Below are 24,955 nucleotides of genomic sequence, written 5' to 3'. Positions count from 1 at the left end.
TTTGAAGCTATTTTCATTATCGCACTTTTTTCAACTATTAAAACAAATGTTTTTCAGCTGACTTGTTTTGTAGAAAAAGTTCTACATAACATGGTTTTTTATTCTACATATTTATGATTTTAAGGATGTTAGATTTGCTGACTGATTAATTGTAGCAGCAAAAATATTTTTTTTACAGATCCCAAATCTAAAAAAACTTAACTAACCGTGTTCTGAAAAAATGAGGATTGATCTTTTTCTAAGTTTTTCCATTGGATTTAATTCTTATTAAAATTATTATTTTTTTAAAACTTTTTTTATGAAAAATTATTACTTATTATTCCTTTTAACGGGATTTGGTTTTTTGGGTCATGCACAGGTAGGTATTGGAACTCAATTGCCTAATGCATCAAGCCAGCTTGATGTTGTGGCTTCGAATAAAGGTATACTTATACCAAGAGTTGCATTAACAAGTACAATAGATAAAGTAACTATTGTTGAGGGAAATGTAAATAGTCTTCTAGTTTTTAATACACAAACAATTAAAGATATTACACCAGGATATTATTACTGGTATGTCGATAAGTGGTACCGTATAGGGACTGCTGGAACGGAAACTATAACAACGTTAGTAGATAATAATAATGGAACTGTTACTTATACAAATGAGAGTGGCACATCAGTAATAATTAATCTGGCTGCAGGTTTGCGAGGACTTCAAGGCATTCCGGGAATTGACGGAAAATCAATTACCGGAGGTACCGGAGCACCCGGCGCAACTACCCCAGGAAAAGACGGAGACACTTATGTAGATAATAGTACAGGAGATGTTTATGTAAAACAAGGCGATACCTGGGTAACAACAGGAAATATCAAAGGAGCAAAAGGAGATGATGGAAAAGATGGAGTTGATGGAAAATCAATTACCGGAGGTGCCGGAGCACCCGGCGGAACTACCCCAGGAAAAGACGGAGACACTTATGTAGATAATAGTACAGGAGATGTTTATGTGAAACAGGGAGATACCTGGGTAACTACAGGAAATATCAAAGGAGCAAAAGGAGATGATGGAAAAGATGGTGCTGATGGAAAATCAATTACCGGAGGTACCGGAGCACCCGGCGCAACAACTCCAGGAAAAGATGGAGATACTTATGTAGACAATAGTACAGGAGATGTTTATGTAAAACAAGGTGATACCTGGGTAACTACAGGAAATATCAAAGGACCAAAAGGAGATGATGGAAAAGATGGTGCTGATGGAAAATCAATTACCGGCGGTACCGGAGCACCAGGCGCAACAACCCCAGGAAAAGATGGAGATACTTATGTAGATAATAGTACAGGAGATGTTTATGTGAAACAGGGAGATACCTGGGTAACTACAGGAAATATCAAAGGACCAAAAGGAGATGATGGAAAAGATGGTGCTGATGGAAAATCAATTACCGGCGGTACCGGAGCACCAGGCGCAACAACCCCAGGAAAAGATGGAGATACTTATGTAGATAATAGTACAGGAGATGTTTATGTAAAACAAGGTGATACCTGGGTAACTACAGGAAATATCAAAGGAGCAAAAGGAGATGATGGAAAAGATGGTGCTGATGGAAAATCAATTACCGGCGGTACCGGCGCACCCGGAGCAACAACCCCAGGAAAAGATGGAGATACTTATGTAGATAATAGTACAGGAGATGTTTATGTGAAACAGGGAGATACCTGGGTAACTACAGGAAATATCAAAGGACCAAAAGGAGATGATGGAATTGATGGAAAATCAATTACCGGCGGTACCGGAGCACCCGGCGCAACAACTCCAGGAAAAGATGGAGATACTTATGTAGACAATAGTACAGGAGATGTTTATGTGAAACAGGGAGATACCTGGGTAACTACAGGAAATATTAAAGGACCAAAAGGAGATGATGGAAAAGATGGTGCTGATGGAAAATCAATTACCGGCGGTACTGGAGCACCAGGCGCAACAACCCCAGGAAAAGATGGAGATACTTATGTAGATAATAGTACAGGAGATGTTTATGTAAAACAAGGTGATACCTGGGTAACTACAGGAAATATAAAAGGACCAAAAGGAGATGATGGAAAAAATGGTGCTGATGGAAAATCAATTACCGGAGGTACCGGCGCACCCGGAGCAACAACCCCAGGAAAAGATGGAGATACTTATGTAGATAATAGTACAGGAGATGTTTATGTGAAACAGGGAGATACCTGGGTAACTACAGGAAATATCAAAGGACCAAAAGGAGATGATGGAAAAGATGGAAAATCAATTACCGGCGGTACCGGCGCACCCGGAGCAACAACCCCAGGAAAAGATGGAGATACTTATGTAGATAATAGTACAGGAGATGTTTATGTGAAACAAGGTGATACTTGGGTTACTACAGGAAATATTAAAGGACCAAAAGGAGATGATGGAAAAGATGGAAAATCAATTACCGGAGGTACAGGAGCACCCGGCGCAACAACCCCAGGAAAAGACGGAGACACTTATGTAGATAATAGTACAGGATATGTTTATGTAAAACAAGGAGATACCTGGGTAACAACAGGAAATATCAAAGGACCAAAAGGAGATGATGGAAAAGATGGTGCTGATGGAAAATCAATTACCGGAGGTATCGGCGCACCCGGCACTACAACCCCAGGAAAAGACGGAGACACTTATGTAGATAATAGTACAGGAGATGTTTATGTAAAACAAGGTGATACTTGGGTAACAACAGGAAATATTAAAGGACCAAAAGGAGATGATGGAAAAGATGGAGTTCAGGGACCAATTGGTTTAACAGGAAATACAGGTTCGCAAGGAGCAAAAGGAGATACTGGATCGGTAGGTCCACAAGGGACAATTGGAAAGGACGGAGTTCAGGGACCAATTGGTTTAACAGGAAATACAGGTTCGCAAGGAGCAAAAGGTGATACCGGTGCTGCAGGTCCACAAGGTCTAATTGGAAAAGATGGAGTTCAGGGACCAATTGGTTTAACAGGAAATACAGGTTCGCAAGGAGCAAAAGGAGATACTGGATCGGTAGGTCCACAAGGGCCAATTGGAAAGGACGGAGTTCAGGGACCAATTGGTTTAACAGGAAATACAGGTTCGCAAGGAGCAAAAGGTGATACTGGTGCTGCAGGTCCACAAGGGCCAATTGGAAAAGATGGACTTCAGGGATTAACAGGAAATACAGGTGCGCAGGGAGCAAAAGGAGATACCGGATCGGTAGGTCCACAAGGTCCAATTGGAAAAGACGGAGTTCAGGGACCAATTGGTTTAACAGGAAATACAGGTTCGCAAGGAGCAAAAGGAGATACCGGATCGGTAGGTCCACAAGGGCCAATTGGAAAAGACGGAGTTCAGGGACCAATTGGATTAACAGGAACTACAGGTTCGCAAGGAGCAAAAGGTGATACTGGTGCCGTAGGATTACAAGGTCCAAAAGGCGATACGGGAGCCTCTACACCTCAAACCATTGTACATTCATTAAGTTCAGTCGGTAACATACTTACCAGTACCGTTAATAGTTTAAGCCCAACAGCTAATATTATTAATAGTAATACTTTACGTCTAAGTGGTAATAATCTTTTTTCAACAGTTAATGGTGTAGAATCAACAGCAGGTTTAGATATTACAACTTTAGAACCTTGGCAAGTACAAGGAGGCGTAATAAAAGCGTCAACTAATGCTCAAAATATTTATCAAACAGGATCAGTAGCCATTGGTGTAAGCGTAATTCCTTCTTTTACAGTAGGAACAGCAACTATTACTCCTAAATTCCATGTAGCAGGCGATATTTCTACGACAGGCAAGATCTGGACAGCTAATAGTGTTTATGCCGATTATGTTTTCGAAAAGTACTTTATAGGCCAGTCAGTAATCAATCCTGAATATGAATTCAGATCATTAAGTTATGTAAAAGAATTCATTAAAGTAAACCACCATTTACCAGGGGTTGCTTCAATAGACGAATTAAGGAAAGCAGAGAACGGTTATACGTTTGATATGACAAAACTATCCATACAAAGTTTAGAGAAAATAGAAGAATTATACTTGCATACTATTGAGCAAAAAGACAAGATAGATCAACAGCAAGCAGAAATAGAAGATCTTAAAAAAGCTTCAAAACTGATCACTGATCGTTTAGAAATGTTAGAAAAGTTGTTGCTTGAGAAATAAATAAAAATGAATTATGGGAGGTATTCCTCCTATAATTCTCATTTACAAAATGATTATCATGAAAAAAATAATTACCATTTCTTTAGTATTTCTTATTGCTGCATTTAAATCAAATGCTCAAACTGGAGTAAATACAAGAAATCCGGATGCTTCTGCAAACATGGAAATATCTTCCAGTAATAAAGGTTTGTTAATCCCTCGTTTAAGTATAGCTGATATAACAGTAAAAACTCCGGTAGCAGTTGCTCCAAAAGATGGTTTATTAATTTATAATACAAATACAGTAACAAAAAAAACATTATTTCATTGGGATGCTTTAGCTAACTCAGGTGCAGGAAACTGGAACTCTCATTTGTTTTTTAAGGAAACACCAAAAACAGCAGTGATTGGTATGGCAGGTTCAAATTTTGCAGCATTAGATAATTTGAATCCAGGAGCGAGCACATTAATTAACAATAGTAATGGTAACACTTTAGTTATTCAAAGCTCAGGTTATATGCCCAATCTTGATGTTGTAAACAACTCAACAAACGGGCTTACAGTCAATTTAGGATCTGGTGTTTATATGATTGAAATTTCTTTTTTAATTACAGCACCTGTGCCAGATTCAGGAAGAGGATCAGTTTTAACCGGGTCGAACTATTATAATATGGGTTATTATACAGATATTAAGACTAGTATAGACGCTACTGGTACTGTAACAAATAGTGCAAGAGTAGAAAGAGCAGTATTGTCTCAGGCCAATCAAAATCATAGAGTAACCTTCAATACTACTTTCACACTACCAGATAATGTGACTAATCCAGTTTCTAGTCTAACAGTAGCACTGGGCAGAAGGTCGGGATCATCACACAATGATTTGGTTTACATTATTCCTAGTGGTTCTTATTATAAATTAACAAAACTGAAATAATGAAAGCAACTATAAAAATATTAATAGTATTGATCATATTTGCAATTCCTGAGCTGAATTTTGCACAAGGAGCAGCAGTTGTTAATGCCCAGACAGGTCATGCTTCAGCGGTTTTAGACCTATCAAACAATACAGCTAAGAGAGCATTTTTACCACCAAGAGTTGTTTTAAGTACTTTGACTGATAAAGTCAATCCAATAACATCTCCTGCTGCCGGGTTAATTGTATATAATATTGGAACAACACAATTACCGGGTTATTATATATTCGATAATGGTGTTTGGAACCTGATGGCAACCAGAGAAAATTCTGTAGTAAATGCTATTTTTACTAAAACACCTTCAGAAGTAAAAACAATATCTACAGCCTATTCTAATGTTACTGGATTTACAAAATTTTTTAATAATTCAGGAATTGGTATTTCAGATGATGAAAACAGTACAATAACATTACAACCAGGTAAATATGTAGCAAATGTTAGTTTTAATATCTCTACAAACGAAACCACAACAAACGGTATTGGTACCACTATTAAAACACAAGCTCACTTTTATTCAGGCAGATTATGGAACGGAAGTAAAATGCTTGGTCCGGAAATTCAATTAAATGAAATTTCAAATACATCAGGAACTAAAAAGCATGCAGTAACATTTGTTTTTTCTTTTGAATTGACCACATCGGACTCTTTTCAATTTCAATTGGCAAGAAGAAATGGCGGAACATATACAGGAACTATAAGTATAGATAATGCATTTATAAATATCGAAAAATCATTACCATGATCAGAACAGTTATAATTTTAGTATTTGGCTTATTTAGTTTTGGTGCATTTGCTCAAACAGGAATTAATACAAGAACGCCAGATGCGTCAGCGGCTTTGGATGTTACGGCCACAGATCGAGGTATAGTGACTCCACAATATACATTAACGAGTTTAACAGATAATGCTATTGCAGTTGCTGCTCCACAGAAAGGTTCCTTAATTTTTAATCTGGGAGGAACTTTTGCCCGGGGATATTATTATTGGGATGGAGAAAAATGGAACAGGATGATTGTAAATAGCGAGATGGATCAAATTTTAAATTTAAAAATTTCAGGGACCTACACGAGCGGTTCAGGAGATTTGTCTAAAGAATTGATACCGGCAGGAACAACGAATAACTTCGTCAGTTTTAGTACTGCCAATGAAACACAGTATATCAATACTCTTGGAAGCGCAAACCCAACAGGTACTGATATTACATTACCGGCTGGAACTTATAAAGTAGATCTGTCTTTTGATTGTTTAGCTCCTGATGCTCCAAATAGTGACTTTTTAGTTAATCAATCGCATTTGTTTGTATTAGAGGCGGCTATTGTTACCGGAAGTTCTACTGTATCGAGTTTAACAATGTTAACGGATTTAAAAACAGTATCAAGTGTTTCTACTTATGGTGCAAATAGTGTACAAGGATACCGATATTCTTTTGTGTTTCAATTAGCTAGTCAACAAACAGTAAAAGTATTATTGAGACATGGTGCCGGAGCAACAACAAATGCTGCAACAAGAACAAATCAGTCCGGTTTAGTTGTTAATTTTTATAAGATGTTTGAATAGTTATATTAATTACTGGCCATTTGAGCTCAATGTAATTTATAAGTTTTACCTAATAATAGTAGACTATGAAATCAAAAAAACAAAATATTTTTTTAACTCTTTTATCGTTGCTTAGCCTAGGGTTAACAGCGCAGACGATCAATACCGGCGATTTATATATAACGGAAGGTACAATTATGTCTTCCGTTGGAGCCGTCGATAATAAGAGCAGTGGTAATTTATTTAATGACGGAGATTTTTTTGTTTACAGTCATTATAATAATGATGGTCTTGTTACTTTTTCTACAGGTTCAACCAAAGGGATTACCAGAATGAGAGGCCTGTCAGGATCTCAGGAAATTTCAGGTAGCGCTCCTATTGAATGGTATAATGCCGAGTTTAAAAATAGTAATGTACAGCCAGCATTTTATTTATCCAATGAAGTTAATATTTTCGGAAAAGCAGATTTTCAAAAAGGAATAGTCGATGATGACAATTATGGAGGATTATTAGTTTTTGAAAAAGGAGCCGAAGCTACAAATGTCAGTGATAACAGTTTTGTAGACGGTAAAGTACAAAAAAACGGAAAGGATGCATTTATTTATCCAATAGGAGATAAGAATAAATATCGATTTGCAGGTATTTCGGCACCGCAGGAAATCTTAAGCAGTTTTACCGCTAAATATTTTTATGAAAACTCAAATGTGCTTTATCCACACAATGATAAGGCAGAGGGAATACAGATTATAAACAATCAGGAATATTGGACTTTAGATAAAACAGCAGGAAATTCTGATGTTATGCTGACTTTGAGTTGGGATGAAACATCAACTACACCAGCAGATATTTTAGTTTCTCCGCAAAGCGAAATACACATTGTTCGCTGGGATGCATCAAAAAAACTGTGGATCGATGAGGGCGGAATTGTAGATAGTGATAAAAAAACAGTTACTACGCCTATCAATGTTTCAGGTTATAATGTGTTTACAACTGCCAGAGTTGATGGAGGTATCATTTTGGCATGCAGTACTTTGATAGTTCATAATGCAGTATCACCAAATGGAGACAACAAAAATGACTATTTCAAAATTGATGGCTTATCAGAATGTTCTACAGATAATACAGTAGAAATTTATAATCGTTGGGGAGTAAAAGTTTTTGAAACCAATAATTATGACTCTAACGGAAATGTTTTCAAAGGTTTTTCTGAAGGCAGAGTAACCATATCAGGAGATCGGCTTTTACCAACAGGAACATATTTCTATATTTTAAACATCAAATATTCAGGCACTAAATCACAAACGATAAAAAAAGCAGGATATCTGTATTTAAGCAGAGATTAATTTGTTTTGAAAGACTGGAAATTTCAATAAATAATTATAAAAAACCAAAATTTCACAAAAGCATTCCTAATAATGTTACTACTGGATAATGGTAAATTATTAAAAATAAAAACATGAGAATAAATTTTTTGACAATAATTATTATGTTAACAGGGTTTCTATGTACCGCACAACAAGACGCTCAGTTTTCGCAATACATGTACAATACAATAAATATTAATCCGGCTTATGCGGGATCTCGCGGTGCGTTAAGTGTTTTTGGTTTATATCGTACACAATGGGTTGGGCTCGATGGCGCTCCGGAAACAAGTAGTTTTTCAGTCAACTCGCCAATCAATAATAGTAATCTTGGAGTAGGTGTTTCGTTAATCAATGATAAAATTGGGCCCACGAATGAAAATACTTTATCAGCAGATCTTTCTTATACCATACAGACATCAGCAGATTTTAAACTTTCGTTTGGTATAAAAGGTACAGCCAATTTATTCAATTTAGATATCAGTAAGTTAAATCCGGCCGATCAGGGTGATCCACAATTTCAGGACTTAAATAGTAAGTTTTCTCCAAATGTAGGAGCAGGGGTTTATTGGCATTCTAACAAAGCTTATCTAGGTTTATCAGTACCAAACTTCATTGAAACAAATCGTTATAATGATAATGATGTAGCCATTTATAAAGATAAAATCAATTACTATTTAATAGCAGGTTATGTATTCGACTTAGATAAATATCAGTATGTAAAATTCAAACCGGCCCTACTGGCAAAAATGGTAGAAGGAGCTCCATTACAAGTAGATGTTTCGGCAAATTTTATGTTCAACGATAAATTCGTAATTGGTGCTGCTTACAGATGGAGTGCTTCATTGAGCGCCTTGGTTGGATTTCAAATAAGTGACGGACTATATCTGGGATATGCGTATGATCGTGAAACAACACATTTAAATAATTACAATTCAGGATCACATGAGATATTTCTCCGATATGAATTCTTTAAAAATAACGGAAAAATAACAACTCCTCGTTTCTTCTAAAATATTTATTATGAAAAAAATTATACTCCTCTACATAACAATAATAAGTGCTTTTTCAATTAACAGTTATTCACAACAAAAAAAGATTGCTTCAGGTGATAAAAAATACGATGATTACGCCTATATCGATGCGATTAAAACCTATGAGCGTGTAGCCGAAAAAGGATACAAATCTGCAGATATGTTTAAAAAATTGGCCAATTCGTTTTATTTCAATTCTGAATTTGACAAAGCGGCTAAATGGTACGGCGAATTATTTGCGATGAATACCGAAGTTGAACCAGAGTATTATTATCGATACGCACAATCATTAAAATCAACCGGGGAGACAGCCAAAGCGAATCAGATGCTTGATTTATTCAATCAAAAAGTAAAAATAGATACTAGGGGAAAACTATATGAAAGTAATAAAAATTATCTGGATTTAATTAAAGCCAATTCGGGACGTTACAATATTGAAAATGCGGGTATAAACAGCAAATATTCTGATTACGGACCTGCTTTTTATTTAAACAAAATAGTCTTTGCTTCGGCCAGAGATACAGGAAATTTTAATCAGAGAAAACACAAATGGACCGGAGAGCATTTTACTAATTTGTATCAGGCAGATATGGATGAAAATTTGAATCCCGGTACCGTTAAAAAATTCGAATCAAAAATCAATTCTAAATTTCACGAATCGACTCCTGTATTCACAAAAGACGGAAAGACAGTTTATTTTACACGAAATAATTATATTGAAGGTAAAAAAGGAAAAGATGAAAATAAAACTACATTAATAAAAATATACAAAGCCACTCTTGAAAATAACCAATGGAGTAATATAACAGAACTCCCTTTTGATAGTGACAGTTATAGCACGGCACATCCTGCCCTTAGTCCTGATGAGAAAACATTGTATTTTGCATCAGATATGCCAGGGACAATTGGCCAATCGGATATTTATAAAGTATCAATCAACGGCAATGGAGGATATGGATCTCCAGAAAATTTAGGATCAACAATTAATACCGAAGGAAAAGAAACATTTCCGTTTATAACAGATGAAAACGAAATTTATTTTGCCTCAGACGGACATCCCGGACTTGGCGGGTTAGATGTATTTGTTGGCGAAATAACTAAGAATGGAGTAAGTAACATTCAAAATGTAGGAGCTGATATTAATTCGCCAAACGATGATTTTGCTTATATAATAGATACTAAATCAAGAAGAGGTTTTTTTTCCTCAAATAAAAAAGGAGGCCAGGGTTCAGATGATATTTATAAATTTTTAGAAAAAAGAAAACTAAAATGCATTCAGGAATTAAGCGGAGTTATTACAGATGCAGTAACAGGAGCTATTTTACCAGGAGCGAAGGTTTCTCTTTATGACGATCAAATGATATTAAAAGGTTCTACTATTACAGACCAGAAAGGATTCTATATTTTTCCTGTTGAATGTGGGAAGTTTTATAATGTAAGAGCAGAAAAAAGTGATTATACCACAAGAGAAACTAGTATTACTATTGCATCTGAAAATGGTAAAACTTATTTGCCGATTGCTTTAGATAAATCTGGTTGTCAGGTTACAATAGGGGATGATTTAGGGAAGTGTTTTGGTATTAGTATGATTTATTTTGATCTGGACAAATCTAACATTCGCGCTGAAGCAGCTTTAGATTTAGAAAAAATACTTGACGTATTAAAACAATATCCCACAATGAAATTGGACATTCGTTCGCATACAGACAGTCGTCAAACACATGCATATAATGAGCAGTTATCAGAAAGAAGAGCTCAATCTACAATACAATGGCTGGTTAAAAATGGTATTGCACCAAACAGACTAACAGGAAAAGGCTATGGAGAAACTGAGCTTATCAACGGATGTTCAGATGGAGTAGATTGTAGTGAAGAGCAGCATCAAATGAATAGACGAAGCCAATTTATAATTATGGCGTTATAAATATTAAAAAAGCATTTCAATAATTAGTTCAATATTTTTTCTAATTTCTTTATAGTTAAGACCGCTTTTTAGCGGTCTTATTTGTTGTGTGCCCAGCATGGGCGATAACTCTAGGGTGTAAGTCCCGAACACGCCTTTACAGTGGGAAGTGTTAGCTGAATGCAAGGGTGTCCATCGCGAGGTGGAATCTGAAGGAAGCAGTAGGCAAACTCTTGACCTGACGAACAGAAACTATATAAAAGGCCAAAGATGTTGGATAAGGTTGCAACACAAACTGAAGTCCAAAACTGTACGGAAACATCATGGTAAATATAGCAGGTATATGAGAGGAAAGTTGTCGTTCTTACCTGGGGAGGTCTTATAGACATAGGGGGAGTTTTTTTTTTTAAGAAAAGCACTTATGGATAACAATTGCTATAAGAAGTCAGCAGAGGTCATAGTAGGTACTGTAAATGAGTACCGAAGGACTGAACTTAATTAAGTGAGTAGTAAATGAATGTTACCTATGAAGGCACGAATGCAGAAAATATCAAGTAATTTGATAACTACCTTGGAAAGGATAGGACGGAATCCGACAGCTACCAGGGAGTGCAGACCTTTATTGGGATAACTGAAAACAACCTCACGGAAGTACTTTAGGTTAGGTATCTATCTTAAAATGTATCGTAAATTAAGAACCGCCTTGGTACGGATCCGTATGCCGGGTGGTGTGGAAGGTCGCCTAGGGAATTAATCCCTAGGCTCCTATCCGATTTGTGTTTTTTTTTGATAATTAGTAAAATTGAATATTTTCCAGAATCGTATTGCTTAGTATTTATTCATAACAATATATTTAGAAGTTATCATTTTCAATCTTTTTACTATAGTTATTCTTATACGTACTATTTTGATCAATTCATTTGAAGTTAAAATGAGAACCAGGTAAGTGGATATGTTTCTGATCTTACGTGAATAAATCAGTTAACAGCTTTTTATGAACGTGAATGTCTAATTAGTAAAAGTTATTTAATAGACGATGTATAAGATTTATAGCATATCATATTAGGTAGAGATTATTTGACACCTATTATATATAGGTGATGTTTGAGTTTAAATAGTCATGTAAAGTTGCTGAAAACACAATTCTTAGAATAAGAATAATGTAAAAAGCTTTGATGCAAGGAAAATTCATTCAAAAAGAAAAAAAGGCTAAAGCTTAGTTTTTACATTGTCAGTTTGTTAGGTTTATTTAGGGAAAAATATTCAAAAAAAGTAAGCTCAAAAGTATTGTTTATGCAGAAATATTATGTACTTTTGCACCCCGCAAAACAACGGAAGTTCATTGATAGATTGGTTAGGAAATGAGAAGAAAAGGAAATGAAAATTTCCAAAAAAAAACTTCAAAATTTACTTGCCAGTTGAAAATAAATTTTCTACTTTTGCACCCGCTTTGAGAAACAAGCGAAACACAAAATTAAGAAGACACGTTCGTAGACATATTGAATTGACAGCCGTTTTAACAGAGATGTTAAAACAAAAGAATAAAGAGTAAGATAATCGAGAGATTGAAAAAGAACCGATAGAGACTGATTCGAATAACAATACGATCTAAGTGATTAGATCAACAATATACGATGAAGAGTTTGATCCTGGCTCAGGATGAACGCTAGCGGCAGGCTTAACACATGCAAGTCGAGGGGTATAGTTCTTCGGAACTAGAGACCGGCGCACGGGTGCGTAACGCGTATGCAATCTACCTTTTACAGAGGGATAGCCCAGAGAAATTTGGATTAATACCTCATAGTATTATGAAATGGCATCATTTTATAATTAAAGTCACAACGGTAAAAGATGAGCATGCGTCCCATTAGCTAGTTGGTAAGGTAACGGCTTACCAAGGCTACGATGGGTAGGGGTCCTGAGAGGGAGATCCCCCACACTGGTACTGAGACACGGACCAGACTCCTACGGGAGGCAGCAGTGAGGAATATTGGACAATGGGCGCAAGCCTGATCCAGCCATGCCGCGTGCAGGATGACGGTCCTATGGATTGTAAACTGCTTTTATACGAGAAGAAACACTACTTCGTGAAGTAGCTTGACGGTATCGTAAGAATAAGGATCGGCTAACTCCGTGCCAGCAGCCGCGGTAATACGGAGGATCCAAGCGTTATCCGGAATCATTGGGTTTAAAGGGTCCGTAGGCGGTTTAATAAGTCAGTGGTGAAAGCCCATCGCTCAACGGTGGAACGGCCATTGATACTGTTAGACTTGAATTATTAGGAAGTAACTAGAATATGTAGTGTAGCGGTGAAATGCTTAGAGATTACATGGAATACCAATTGCGAAGGCAGGTTACTACTAATGGATTGACGCTGATGGACGAAAGCGTGGGTAGCGAACAGGATTAGATACCCTGGTAGTCCACGCCGTAAACGATGGATACTAGCTGTTGGGAGCAATCTCAGTGGCTAAGCGAAAGTGATAAGTATCCCACCTGGGGAGTACGTTCGCAAGAATGAAACTCAAAGGAATTGACGGGGGCCCGCACAAGCGGTGGAGCATGTGGTTTAATTCGATGATACGCGAGGAACCTTACCAAGGCTTAAATGTAGATTGACCGGTTTGGAAACAGATCTTTCGCAAGACAATTTACAAGGTGCTGCATGGTTGTCGTCAGCTCGTGCCGTGAGGTGTCAGGTTAAGTCCTATAACGAGCGCAACCCCTGTTGTTAGTTGCCAGCGAGTCATGTCGGGAACTCTAACAAGACTGCCAGTGCAAACTGTGAGGAAGGTGGGGATGACGTCAAATCATCACGGCCCTTACGCCTTGGGCTACACACGTGCTACAATGGCCGGTACAGAGAGCAGCCACTGGGCGACCAGGAGCGAATCTATAAAACCGGTCACAGTTCGGATCGGAGTCTGCAACTCGACTCCGTGAAGCTGGAATCGCTAGTAATCGGATATCAGCCATGATCCGGTGAATACGTTCCCGGGCCTTGTACACACCGCCCGTCAAGCCATGGAAGCTGGGGGTGCCTGAAGTCGGTGACCGCAAGGAGCTGCCTAGGGTAAAACTGGTAACTAGGGCTAAGTCGTAACAAGGTAGCCGTACCGGAAGGTGCGGCTGGAACACCTCCTTTCTAGAGCCTCAAGTGTTAGTTGATTTATCAACACGCTGAGGAAAAAAGAAGAAGCTTTATAGGTTTTGATTTTAAGACTATTTTACTCTTGCTGTTAGTTCAAATAATAAATTTTAAGAATAAGAGTGTCTCGTAGCTCAGCTGGTTAGAGTACTACACTGATAATGTAGGGGTCGACAGTTCGAGTCTGTCCGAGACAACTATTTTACTCTTAAAAAGAAGGAAATTTTAGAAGTTGAAAGATTAAGGATCACATAGTTCATAATTTTTAATTCACGATTTTTAATTTTTAATTAAAAAGGGGGATTAGCTCAGCTGGCTAGAGCGCCTGCCTTGCACGCAGGAGGTCAACGGTTCGACTCCGTTATTCTCCACTATCTTTAAGAAGATAGAATATAGAAAAAAGAATATAGACTTGGTCTATTATCTATTCTCTATGTTCTTTATTCTGAAAAAGAAAAAGTTCATTGACATATTGAGATAAGAAAATAATAAAAAGTAGAAAGCGTTTTTTACAATTTTATTGTAAAAGACAAAAAAAAACGGTCATATTAATTTATGATTGGTACAATAAGCAAAATAAGGGCGTATGGGGGATGCCTTGGCTCTCAGAGGCGATGAAAGGCGTGATAAGCTGCGAAAAGCTACGGGGACGGGCACACACCGATTGATCCGTAGATACCTGAATGGGGCAACCCACTATGTTGAAGACATAGTACACCGATAGGTGGGCAAACCCGCTGAACTGAAACATCTAAGTAGGCGGAGGAGAAGAAAACAAAAGTGATTCCGTAAGTAGTGGCGAGCGAACGCGGATTAGCCCAAACCAATGTTGTTACGGCAAGATTGGGGTTGTAGGACCACGATATTTTATGTACAAGGAACCGGAAGTTACTGGAAAGTGACACCATAGAGGGTGATAGTCCCGTATGGGTAACGAGTATAATAGATAGTGGTATCCTGAGTAGGGCGGGGCACGTGAAACCCTGTCTGAATTTGGCGGGACCATCCGCTAAGGCTAAATACTCCTGAGAGACCGATAGTGAACCAGTACCGTGAGGGAAAGGTGAAAAGAACCGTGAATAACGGAGTGAAATAGATCCTGAAACCATACGCTTACAAGCGGTCGGAGCCCTTTCGTGGGGTGACGGCGTGCCTTTTGCATAATGAGCCTACGAGTTAACGTTGCTGGCAAGGTTAAGTGGTTAAGCCACGGATCCGTAGCGAAAGCGAGTCTGAATAGGGCGCTTTAGTCAGTAGTGTTAGACGCGAAACCGTGTGATCTACCCATGGGCAGGTTGAAGCTGTGGTAACACACAGTGGAGGACCGAACCGGTTGACGTTGAAAAGTCTTCGGATGACCTGTGGGTAGGGGTGAAAGGCCAATCAAACTCGGAAATAGCTCGTACTCCCCGAAATGCATTTAGGTGCAGCGTTAGTTATAAAGTTATATAGAGGTAGAGCTACTGATTGGATGCGGGGGCTTCACCGCCTACCAATTCCTGACAAACTCCGAATGCTATATAATGTTCACTAACAGTGAGGGCTTGGGTGCTAAGGTCCAAGTCCGAGAGGGAAAGAACCCAGACCATCAGCTAAGGTCCCCAAATATATACTAAGTTGAAAGAACGAGGTTTGTCTGCCCAGACAGCTAGGATGTTGGCTTGGAAGCAGCCATTCATTTAAAGAGTGCGTAACAGCTCACTAGTCGAGCGGACGAGCATGGATAATAATCGGGCATAAGTATATTACCGAAGCTATGGATTTACAAGCAATTGTAAGTGGTAGGGGAGCATTCTAACAGGGTTGAAGGTGTATCGTAAGGTATGCTGGACTGGTTAGAAAAGAAAATGTAGGCATAAGTAACGATAATGCGGGCGAGAAACCCGCACACCGAAAAACTAAGGTTTCCACAGCTATGCTAATCAGCTGTGGGTTAGTCTGGTCCTAAGGCGAACCCGAAAGGGACAGTCGATGGCTAACGGGTTAATATTCCCGTACTACTAATTACTGTGATGGGGTGACGGAGTGATGAAAGCGCCGCGAACTGACGGAATAGTTCGTTGAAGTACCTACCTATAAGACCCGCAGGCAAATCCACGGGTTTTGGGGAAATACGATAGTACTCGGAGTCTTCGGACAAAGAGATAGTGCGCCTAAGGGCTTCCAAGAAAAACCTCTAAACTTCAGGTAATTAGTACCAGTACCGTAAACCGACACAGGTAGTTGAGGAGAGAATCCTAAGGTGCTCGAGAGATTCATGGCTAAGGAATTAGGCAAAATAGACCCGTAACTTCGGGAGAAGGGTCGCCCTGAGTAATCAGGGCCGCAGTGAAGAGGTCCAGGCGACTGTTTATCAAAAACACAGGGCTCTGCAAAATCGTAAGATGAAGTATAGGGCCTGACACCTGCCCGGTGCTGGAAGGTTAAGAGGAGATGTTATCTTCGGAGAAGCATTGAATTGAAGCCCCAGTAAACGGCGGCCGTAACTATAACGGTCCTAAGGTAGCGAAATTCCTTGTCGGGTAAGTTCCGACCTGCACGAATGGTGTAACGATCTGGACACTGTCTCAGCCATGAGCTCGGTGAAATTGTAGTAACGGTGAAGATGCCGTTTACCCGCAGTGGGACGAAAAGACCCTGTGCACCTTTACTATAGCTTAGTATTGACCTTGGATAAATGATGTGTAGGATAGGTTGGAGACTGTGAAGTGGCGTCGCCAGGCGTTGTGGAGTCATTGTTGAAATACAACCCTTTGTTTATCTGAGGCCTAACCCCGTTTTGCGGGGGACATTGCTTGGTGGGTAGTTTGACTGGGGTGGTCGCCTCCAAAAGAGTAACGGAGGCTTCTAAAGGTTCCCTCAGTACGCTTGGTAACCGTGCGTAGAGTGCAATGGCATAAGGGAGCTTGACTGAGAGACATACAGGTCGATCAGGTACGAAAGTAGAGCATAGTGATCCGGTGGTTCCGCATGGAAGGGCCATCGCTCAAAGGATAAAAGGTACGCCGGGGATAACAGGCTGATCTCCCCCAAGAGCTCATATCGACGGGGGGGTTTGGCACCTCGATGTCGGCTCGTCACATCCTGGGGCTGGAGAAGGTCCCAAGGGTTGGGCTGTTCGCCCATTAAAGTGGCACGCGAGCTGGGTTCAGAACGTCGTGAGACAGTTCGGTCTCTATCTACTGTGGGCGTTAGAAATTTGAGTGGATCTGATTCTAGTACGAGAGGACCGAATTGGACAAACCTCTAGTGTATCTGTTGTTCCGCCAGGAGCATCGCAGAGTAGCTACGTTTGGAAGGGATAAGCGCTGAAAGCATATAAGCGCGAAACCCACCACAAGATGAGATTTCTTTTAAGGATCGTGGGAGATGACCACGTTGATAGGCTATAGATGTAAAGGCAGTAATGTCATAGTCGAGTAGTACTAATAATCCGTAAGCTTATGTACACCCTTTTCTCCCACCGTAAGGTGGGAGAAGAAACTTTCTAAATCAATACTTTTTTCTTTATCTCAGTATGTTAAGATATTACTTCAATTATAGATTTTGAATTAAAAATTAAAAATTGAAGAACAAATTGCCCAAAGCAATTATAACTTCTTAAGGTGGTTATTGCGGCGGGGCTCACCTCTTCCCATCCCGAACAGAGTAGTTAAGCCCGCCTGCGCAGATGGTACTGCAGTTATGTGGGAGAGTATGTCGTCGCCTTTCTTTTGAAAACCCTGTTTCTAGCGAAACAGGGTTTTTTGTTTTACAAAATACTGGGGTAATGTTTTATAATGCTTTGTAGTTTAACCGCAAAGTGCGCAAGGAAAGTTTGTAATTGTTAAGTTCGCAAAGCTGGATCCGATGATATTTTGTGACCAAATGCAATTGTGGAAAGTTGTTTTGTTTTAGATTTTTTCTGGAAATCAAGTGTGGTTTAACCGCAAAGTGCGCAAAGTAGTTTTAAATTCTTTGTAAATACAAAGTTCGCGAAGCTGGATGGGTAATGTTTTGGATTTTTCTGAAAATCAAGTTTGGTTTAACCGCAAAGCGCGCAAAGTAGTTTTAAATTCTTTGTAAATACAAAGTTCGCAAAGATGCATGGGTAATGTTTTGGATTTTTTCTGAAAATCAGGTATGGTTTAACCGCAAAGGACGCAAAGTAGTTTAAATTCTTTGTGAATGCAAAGCTCGCAAAGGCTAAACGTAAAAAAACTTTGAAATTTGGATTTTTAAAATTTGGAATTTCTTTTAAAAATAAATTTTGTAGTTAACCATAGATCGCGTTAGGGATGGCAGCGGTATCCTTTTGCGAAAAACCATACTTCTAAAAAAACAAAATATCTTAGGCAAAAGATTTAGCGAACAGCCCGACCCGGAGGGAAACGCCATAAAGATAATTATTACTTCAATAATTTATATCATTAAATATTATCCAACAGACTAAAAAACTAGGTTTAAATTACTTCTGTCAAATAGTAATGACATACATCTGTAAGCAAACATTCTTCGCATTTTGGTTTTGGTCGGCAAGTCTCTCTTCCTAAGAATGAAATTGCCATTCCAATCTCTGACCAAATTGATTTTGGCAATACCTGCATTAGATCTTTTTCGACCTTATTTCCGTCTTTGCTTTCTTTTATTATTCCAATTCGGGGAGCTACGCGAATTACGTGCAAATCTGCTATAATACCTTCGGCAGGTTTGTGAGTTTCTCTTAAGATAACATTTGCAGATTTTCGACCAATACCCTTTAACGCAGTCAATCCTTGCATTGTCAAGGGAATATCCTGATCATTTTTTATAGTTTTGGCAATTTCGAGAAGCCATTGTGCTTTTGTCGGATAATTTCGAATCTTGCTTATATATGGAATAAAAGTTTCTGAATCAGCTTCAGATAAACTTTTTAGTGTTGGAAATTTAGCAAATAAATCAGGCGCAATAGTATTAATATTTGCGTCAGAATCCTGAGCAGATAAAACTACCATAACTAATAGCTGGTAAGTATTTTTATATTCTAAGGGATGTTTTTTTCCTTTATATTTTTTTAAAATAGGTTTTAACTTAGTTTCCCAATCTGATGTTTCTCCAAATAAATTCATCGTAATGCAGTTTTTAGATTAAACAATAAAAGTATAACTATCACAAAATTAGGTACTTTTGATGAAATCAAGAATTTTTTTTATAACATTTTGATTGCCAAGGATTTTTCTGTGTCCTAAGCCTTCAGTTAAGAATAAACTTCCATTTTTCAGATGTTTGTGAATGTGAATTCCTGCTTCTACAGGAACTTCCGGATCATCTTTATCGTGAATTACCAGAACAGGAATCTGAATTTTTTGTCCCGCCCGATAAGCTGAAAAATCATCCATTTTTACTTGGTATTTATCTTCAAAGAGAAAACGAAGACGCTCGCTAAATTTTTGTTTTAATCCAAGCTTCAAAATAAATTCATCTAAAATATCCTGCACAATATCTCCGCTTCCAATAACGATAGCTTTTTTTACTTTTAAACCATCTTTAATTGCGTTTAGAACAGACATTCCGCCAAGTGAATGCCCAATTGCAATTTCAAAGGGACCATATTGCTTTTCTATTTCCAGAATAGAATCAATAAATTCAGACATTATTGTTGTTGTTCCCTCAGATTTTCCATGAGCGGGCGCATCAAAACTTATAGTGGAGTAACCTTTTTGAACAAGTTCATCGGCTATTTTGAATAACTGTGTACCGCGACCGGACCAACCGTGAACTAACAAAATTTTCTGGTCACTTTTTCCATACTTATATGTAACGATACTTTTGTTAATTGCCGGAACGAAAATTCTATTCTTGATACTTTTGTCATCCATCTCAAACTCTCGTTTGGGAGTTTTATGTTTTATGGGAGTTGTAAAAAGCTTTGCCGCAAATTTTGTAGCCAGCTTTGGTGAGATAAAAGCGAGTAATTTACCGGAAAGTATAATAACCTGTGGAATTTTTAAGGATTGAGTAGGATTAGTAACCTTTTTTGCCATATTAATAATTTTTGTCTGAAGCCTTAATTATGCTTATTTTTTCCTAAATTTAGGAAACATAAAAGTAAGATATAAATGAATGCTTACTAAAAAAAATAATTTAGAAATTAGTTTTATTAATACGATTATAAATTCTACATGGAAATATTTCATATTAGCGCCGAGTGCTATCCTATGGCAAAAGTAGGTGGTTTGGCGGATGTTGTTGGGGCATTACCAAAATATCAAAAGAATGCAGGTCATCAGGTTCGGGTTGTTGTTCCGTGTTATAACACAAAGTTCAAAAATGAAAATGATTTTGATTGTGTTCATCAGGGAAGCATATCTCTGGGAGATTTTGATTTTCCGTTTAGAGTATTAAAGGAGACAACGGATAAGTTAGGTTATGAATTGTATCTGATAGAAATTAGTGAATTGTTTAATCGTGATAATATTTACGGCTATGACGACGATATAGAACGATTTTTATCATTTCAAATAGCTGCTTTAGATTGGATTTTGACGAGAAATACGGTACCTAATATTATTAATTGTCATGACCATCATACAGGATTAATTCCATTCCTGGTTAAATATGGTTATAAATATGAAAGTTTAAGGACTGTGAGAACAGTTATTACGATTCATAATGCTTTATACCAAGGTTGGTTCGGTTTTGATAAATTACGTTATTTACCAGAATTTGATTTAACTCATGTTGGATTCTTAGAGTGGAACAATTCCATTAACTCATTGGCAGTCGGAATTAAATGCGCACATGCTGTTACCACTGTTTCTCCCAGCTATCTGAATGAAATAAATATTTCTGCAAATGGATTAGAAACATTGTTTAGGTCGGTTAGGGAAAAATCAAAAGGAATTTTAAACGGAATCGATTTTGAAGTATGGAATCCGTCTAAAGATCAAATGATTGCTGAAAACTATGCGATTGAAACTTCTGAAACAGGAAAACAAAAAAACAAGGAAAAACTATGCGAGCAATTTGAATTAGATGCTACAAAACCACTGTTTAGTTTTATTGGCCGTTTATTTGAAGAAAAGGGAGGCGATTTATTGCCTCAGGCATCAGCATTGGCCTTATCTGAAAATTTCGAAAATATTAATATTCTGATTTTAGGATCGGGAAATTCAGCAATAGAAGAACAATTACTGCAGTTGCGAAATGATTATAATGGCAATTATAATGTTTTTATAGGTTATAATGAAGAATTAGCGCATTTGATTTATGCAGGTTCAGATTATATTTTAATGCCTTCAAGAGTAGAACCTTGTGGTTTAAACCAAATGTATGCTTTGCGTTATGGAACGATTCCAATTGTGAGAAGAACAGGAGGTTTGCGAGATACAGTAATTGATTTTGGCGATAACGGAAACGGAATATGTCATGATCAGGCTTCGGTTGGAGATATTTGTTATTCGGTCAATCGTGCTGTGAAATTATACAATGATAAAATAAGTTTTTATAAAATAAGAAAAATGGGAATGGAAATTGACCATTCCTGGGAGCGAGTTTGCCAAGAATATATCGAGATATACACCTTAATAATTGAGAAAAATGAAGTTTAAAAAGAAAAATGTAGTTGCCATTATTTTAGGAGGAGGACAAGGATCACGTTTGTATCCATTAACAGAAACCAGATCAAAACCGGCAGTTCCAATTGGAGGGAAATACCGATTGGTCGATATTCCTATTTCAAATTGTATCAATTCTGATATTTTCAAAATATTTGTTTTGACACAATTTAACTCGGCATCTTTAAATGCACATATTAAAAACACATTCAATTTTAGTATTTTCAGTCAGTCATTTGTTGACATTTTAGCAGCAGAACAAACCCCGGATAATCCAACGTGGTTTCAAGGAACTGCAGATGCTGTTCGACAATGTATGTCACATTTTTTAAAACACGATTTCGATCACGCTTTGATTCTTTCAGGTGACCAATTATATCAAATGGATTTTAACGAAATGCTGGAAGCGCATATTGCGGCAAATGCAGAAATTTCTATTGCAACTTTACCGGTAAATGCTAAAGACGCTCCGGAGTTTGGAATTCTAAAAACAAATCATGAGAATTGTGTCGAAGCTTTTATCGAAAAACCAGATGCGTCATTATTACCGCAATGGGAATCTGAGGTAAGCGAGCATATGGAAGAAAAAGGCAAAAAATACCTGGCTTCGATGGGAATCTATATTTTTAACAAGCCATTGCTTGAAGAATTAATGGCGAATCCGGATACAAAAGATTTTGGTAAGGAAATCATTCCGCAAGCTGTAGGTAAACATAAAATTTTGAGCTATCAATATGAAGGATATTGGACAGATATTGGGAATATTGAATCATTTTTTGAGGCTAATATTGGTTTAACTGCGGATATTCCTGAATTTAATTTGTTTGACAACGAGAATAAGATTTTTACCAGACCAAGATTATTACCTCCATCTAAATTTAGAAATTCTATCATAAATCAGTCATTAATCTCTGAAGGCTGTATAATTAACGCTAAGGAGATAAAAAGTTCTGTGATTGGTATTCGATCCAGAATTGGGGTAGGTACTGTATTGGAAAATTGTTACGTAATGGGGAACGATTTTTATCAGGACCTAGATGAGATGAATAATGAAAGTACTATTAATAAGATTCATGTAGGTATAGGTGAAAATTGTTTTATAAAGAACGCCCTGATCGACAAAAATGTGCGAATAGGAAACAATGTTCATATTAACGGCGGAAAACATTTAGACAATTTTACTAATGAATTGTACAGTATAAAAGATGGTATCGTAGTAATTAAAAAAGGGGTTGTACTCTCGGATAATTTTAGAATCGAATAAAACTATTAAAATTAATTATTGCCATAAAAACCAAATATGAGTAAAGTTGTCACGCATTCTTTGTTTACTGATTTTGATATTGATTTATTCAAAGCGGGAAAACACTTCAAATTATACGAAAAATTAGGAGCGCATTTAGTTGAAGTTAACGGAATAAAAGGCGTTTATTTTGCGGTTTGGGCTCCAACAGCTCAATCTGTTTCTGTTGTGGGGGATTTTAATTATTGGACCCAAGGCGAGCATTTGCTGCAGGTACGTTGGGATTCTTCCGGAATTTGGGAAGGTTTTATTCCTGATGTTGTAAAAGGTGCGGTGTATAAGTATAAAATTGAATCTAGCATTAATGGAATTGTCACTGAGAAAGCTGATCCTTTTTCTTTGTATTGTGAAAAACCACCTCATACGGCTTCTGTTGTATGGGATCTGGATTATAAATGGAAAGATGAAAAATGGATGCAATCGCGTCCGGAAATAAATGGTTTAGATAAACCTTATTCTGTTTATGAAGTACATTTGGGATCGTGGAAACGTGGTGACAATAACCGTTTTTTGACTTATCTTGAACTTGCTGATGATTTGGTAAACTACGTAAAAGAAACAGGTTTTACACACGTCGAATTTATGCCAATAATGGAGTATCCTTATGATCCGTCGTGGGGATATCAATTGACTGGATATTTTGCCCCCACGTCTCGTTTTGGGAAGCCACAGGATTTTATGGTTCTGGTTGATAAACTGCATCAGGCAGGAATTGGAGTGATTTTAGACTGGGTTCCGTCACATTTTCCAGATGACGCACACGGCTTAGGGTTCTTTGACGGATCGCATCTATACGAACATCCTGATCGCAAAAAAGGATATCATCCTGATTGGAAAAGTTTGGTTTTTAATTATGGACGTAATGAAGTTCGCGCATTTTTAATAAGTAATGCTGTTTTCTGGCTCCAACATTATCATGTTGATGGTTTACGCGTCGATGCCGTAGCTTCGATGTTATATCTTGATTATTCAAGAAATGAAGGAGAATGGGAACCCAATATTTACGGTGGTAGAGAAAATCTGGATACCATTAGTTTTCTTAAAGAATTTAATGAAGTTATCTACGCTAACTTCGATGGAGTTCAAACTATTGCTGAAGAAAGCACTTCGTTTCCTATGGTTTCAAGACCAACTTTTACAGGTGGTTTGGGCTTTGGAATGAAATGGATGATGGGATGGATGCACGATACATTAAAGTATTTTCAGAAAGAAACTGTTTATAGAAAATACCATCAGAATGATTTGACATTTTCGATGACGTACGCCTTTACTGAAAATTTTATGCTTCCGTTTTCTCATGACGAAGTTGTTTATGGAAAAAAATCAATAGCGAATAAAATGCCCGGCGACGAATGGCAAAAATTTGCTAATTTGAGATTATTATACGGTTATATGTTTACTCATCCAGGAACTAAATTATTATTTATGGGTTCTGAATTTGGGCAAAGCGATGAATGGAACTTTGAAAAAAGTTTAGACTGGCATTTACTGCAATACGATTACCATTCCGGAATAAAAAAGCTGATTACAGATCTCAATCAATTGTATAAATCTCGTCCTGCGCTGTATGAAAAACAATTTTCGGGAGAAGGTTTTGAATGGATTAATTATTCGGATCATCAAAATGCTGTTTTGTCTTATATCCGAAAAGGAAATAATCCGGAAGAAAACATAATTGTGGTTTGCAATTTTACCCAGGTAATTAGGGAAAATTACAGAATAGGAATACCTAAAAAAGGCAAGTTAAAAGAGATTTTTAACAGTGATGCTGTCATTTACGGCGGCAGCGGTGTTGGAAATGCCAAAACCTTAAAAACTGAAGCTATAGCTTATGATGGCAGGGATTATTCTGTCGAATTAATTTTACCTCCATTAAGTGTTACCGTTTATTCTTATTCGTAAAAAGATAAGGAGTTTTTTTAAAGTACCAATTTGTTAGTTTTACGATTTAAAATTATCGAAT

At 37.5% G+C, this 24,955-nt stretch carries 12 protein-coding genes, 2 tRNA genes and 3 rRNA genes; 15 read left to right on the top strand and 2 right to left on the bottom strand.

Annotated elements, in window-relative coordinates; translation table 11 throughout:
• The first annotated feature begins 298 nt into the window (after positions 1-298).
• The 12 genes from QLQ94_RS17750 (at position 299) to rrf (ending at position 17,826) form a co-directional block, all read left to right on the top strand.
• Positions 299-4,180, top strand: a complete 3,882-nt coding sequence (locus tag QLQ94_RS17750; RefSeq protein ID WP_482497994.1) for a hypothetical protein — start codon at positions 299-301, stop codon at positions 4,178-4,180.
• A 58-nt stretch (positions 4,181-4,238) separates the two neighbouring features.
• The gene (locus QLQ94_RS17745) at positions 4,239-5,093 is read left to right on the top strand and encodes a hypothetical protein (protein ID WP_271338702.1); all 855 of its coding nucleotides are present in this window, start codon (positions 4,239-4,241) and stop codon (positions 5,091-5,093) included.
• Positions 5,093-5,875 (top strand): hypothetical protein, encoded by a 783-nt coding sequence (locus QLQ94_RS17740; RefSeq protein WP_271338703.1) that lies wholly within the window; start codon positions 5,093-5,095, stop codon positions 5,873-5,875. The genes QLQ94_RS17745 and QLQ94_RS17740 overlap by 1 nt, the downstream gene beginning before the upstream one ends.
• Positions 5,872-6,690 carry a hypothetical protein gene (locus tag QLQ94_RS17735; RefSeq protein ID WP_482497992.1) on the top strand — a complete coding sequence of 273 codons (819 nt, stop codon included), beginning with the start codon at positions 5,872-5,874 and terminating at the stop codon, positions 6,688-6,690. The genes QLQ94_RS17740 and QLQ94_RS17735 overlap by 4 nt, the downstream gene beginning before the upstream one ends.
• A gap of 65 nt (positions 6,691-6,755) precedes the next feature.
• Positions 6,756-8,012, top strand: a complete 1,257-nt coding sequence (locus QLQ94_RS17730) for a T9SS type B sorting domain-containing protein (RefSeq protein ID WP_271338705.1) — start codon at positions 6,756-6,758, stop codon at positions 8,010-8,012.
• A 113-nt stretch (positions 8,013-8,125) separates the two neighbouring features.
• Positions 8,126-9,043, top strand: coding sequence for a PorP/SprF family type IX secretion system membrane protein (locus QLQ94_RS17725; RefSeq protein WP_271338706.1), 918 nt, complete (start codon positions 8,126-8,128; stop codon positions 9,041-9,043).
• Positions 9,044-9,053: 10 nt separating this feature from the next.
• A complete protein-coding gene (locus QLQ94_RS17720; protein WP_482497989.1) occupies positions 9,054-10,988 on the top strand; it encodes an OmpA family protein in 1,935 nt (644 codons plus the stop codon).
• Between the two features lie 1,610 nt (positions 10,989-12,598).
• Positions 12,599-14,112: ribosomal RNA gene (locus QLQ94_RS17715) — 16S ribosomal RNA — on the top strand.
• A gap of 126 nt (positions 14,113-14,238) precedes the next feature.
• A tRNA-Ile gene (locus QLQ94_RS17710) sits at positions 14,239-14,312 on the top strand.
• A 100-nt stretch (positions 14,313-14,412) separates the two neighbouring features.
• A tRNA-Ala gene (locus QLQ94_RS17705) sits at positions 14,413-14,486 on the top strand.
• A 194-nt stretch (positions 14,487-14,680) separates the two neighbouring features.
• Positions 14,681-17,564, top strand: a 23S ribosomal RNA gene (locus QLQ94_RS17700).
• A 152-nt stretch (positions 17,565-17,716) separates the two neighbouring features.
• Positions 17,717-17,826: ribosomal RNA gene (gene rrf, locus QLQ94_RS17695) — 5S ribosomal RNA — on the top strand.
• The 16S, 23S and 5S rRNA genes sit together here with 2 tRNA genes alongside, the layout of an rRNA operon.
• 731 nt (positions 17,827-18,557) lie before the next feature.
• On the opposite strand, the gene QLQ94_RS17690 is transcribed toward rrf, so the two are convergent.
• Entirely contained in the window at positions 18,558-19,202 is a 645-nt protein-coding gene (locus tag QLQ94_RS17690) for an endonuclease III domain-containing protein (RefSeq protein ID WP_271334688.1), read from the bottom strand.
• Positions 19,203-19,250: 48 nt separating this feature from the next.
• Positions 19,251-20,117, bottom strand: coding sequence for an alpha/beta fold hydrolase (locus QLQ94_RS17685; protein ID WP_271334689.1), 867 nt, complete (start codon positions 20,115-20,117; stop codon positions 19,251-19,253).
• Between the two features lie 138 nt (positions 20,118-20,255).
• Between QLQ94_RS17685 and QLQ94_RS17680 the strand changes: the two genes are divergently transcribed.
• From QLQ94_RS17680 to glgB, 3 genes are read left to right on the top strand one after another with little or no spacing between them, the layout of a single operon-like run.
• Positions 20,256-21,683 (top strand): glycogen synthase, encoded by a 1,428-nt coding sequence (locus QLQ94_RS17680; RefSeq protein WP_271334690.1) that lies wholly within the window; start codon positions 20,256-20,258, stop codon positions 21,681-21,683.
• Positions 21,673-22,953 carry a glucose-1-phosphate adenylyltransferase gene (locus QLQ94_RS17675; protein WP_271334691.1) on the top strand — a complete coding sequence of 427 codons (1,281 nt, stop codon included), beginning with the start codon at positions 21,673-21,675 and terminating at the stop codon, positions 22,951-22,953. The genes QLQ94_RS17680 and QLQ94_RS17675 overlap by 11 nt, the downstream gene beginning before the upstream one ends.
• A 36-nt stretch (positions 22,954-22,989) precedes the next feature.
• Complete coding sequence (glgB, locus tag QLQ94_RS17670; RefSeq protein ID WP_482497987.1) at positions 22,990-24,894, top strand: 1,4-alpha-glucan branching protein GlgB; 1,905 nt, start codon at positions 22,990-22,992, stop codon at positions 24,892-24,894.
• Positions 24,895-24,955: the final 61 nt, after the last annotated feature.

Source organism: Flavobacterium sp. B114r, assembly GCF_056824125.1.
This window is presented reverse-complemented; position numbering and strand designations above follow the sequence as displayed.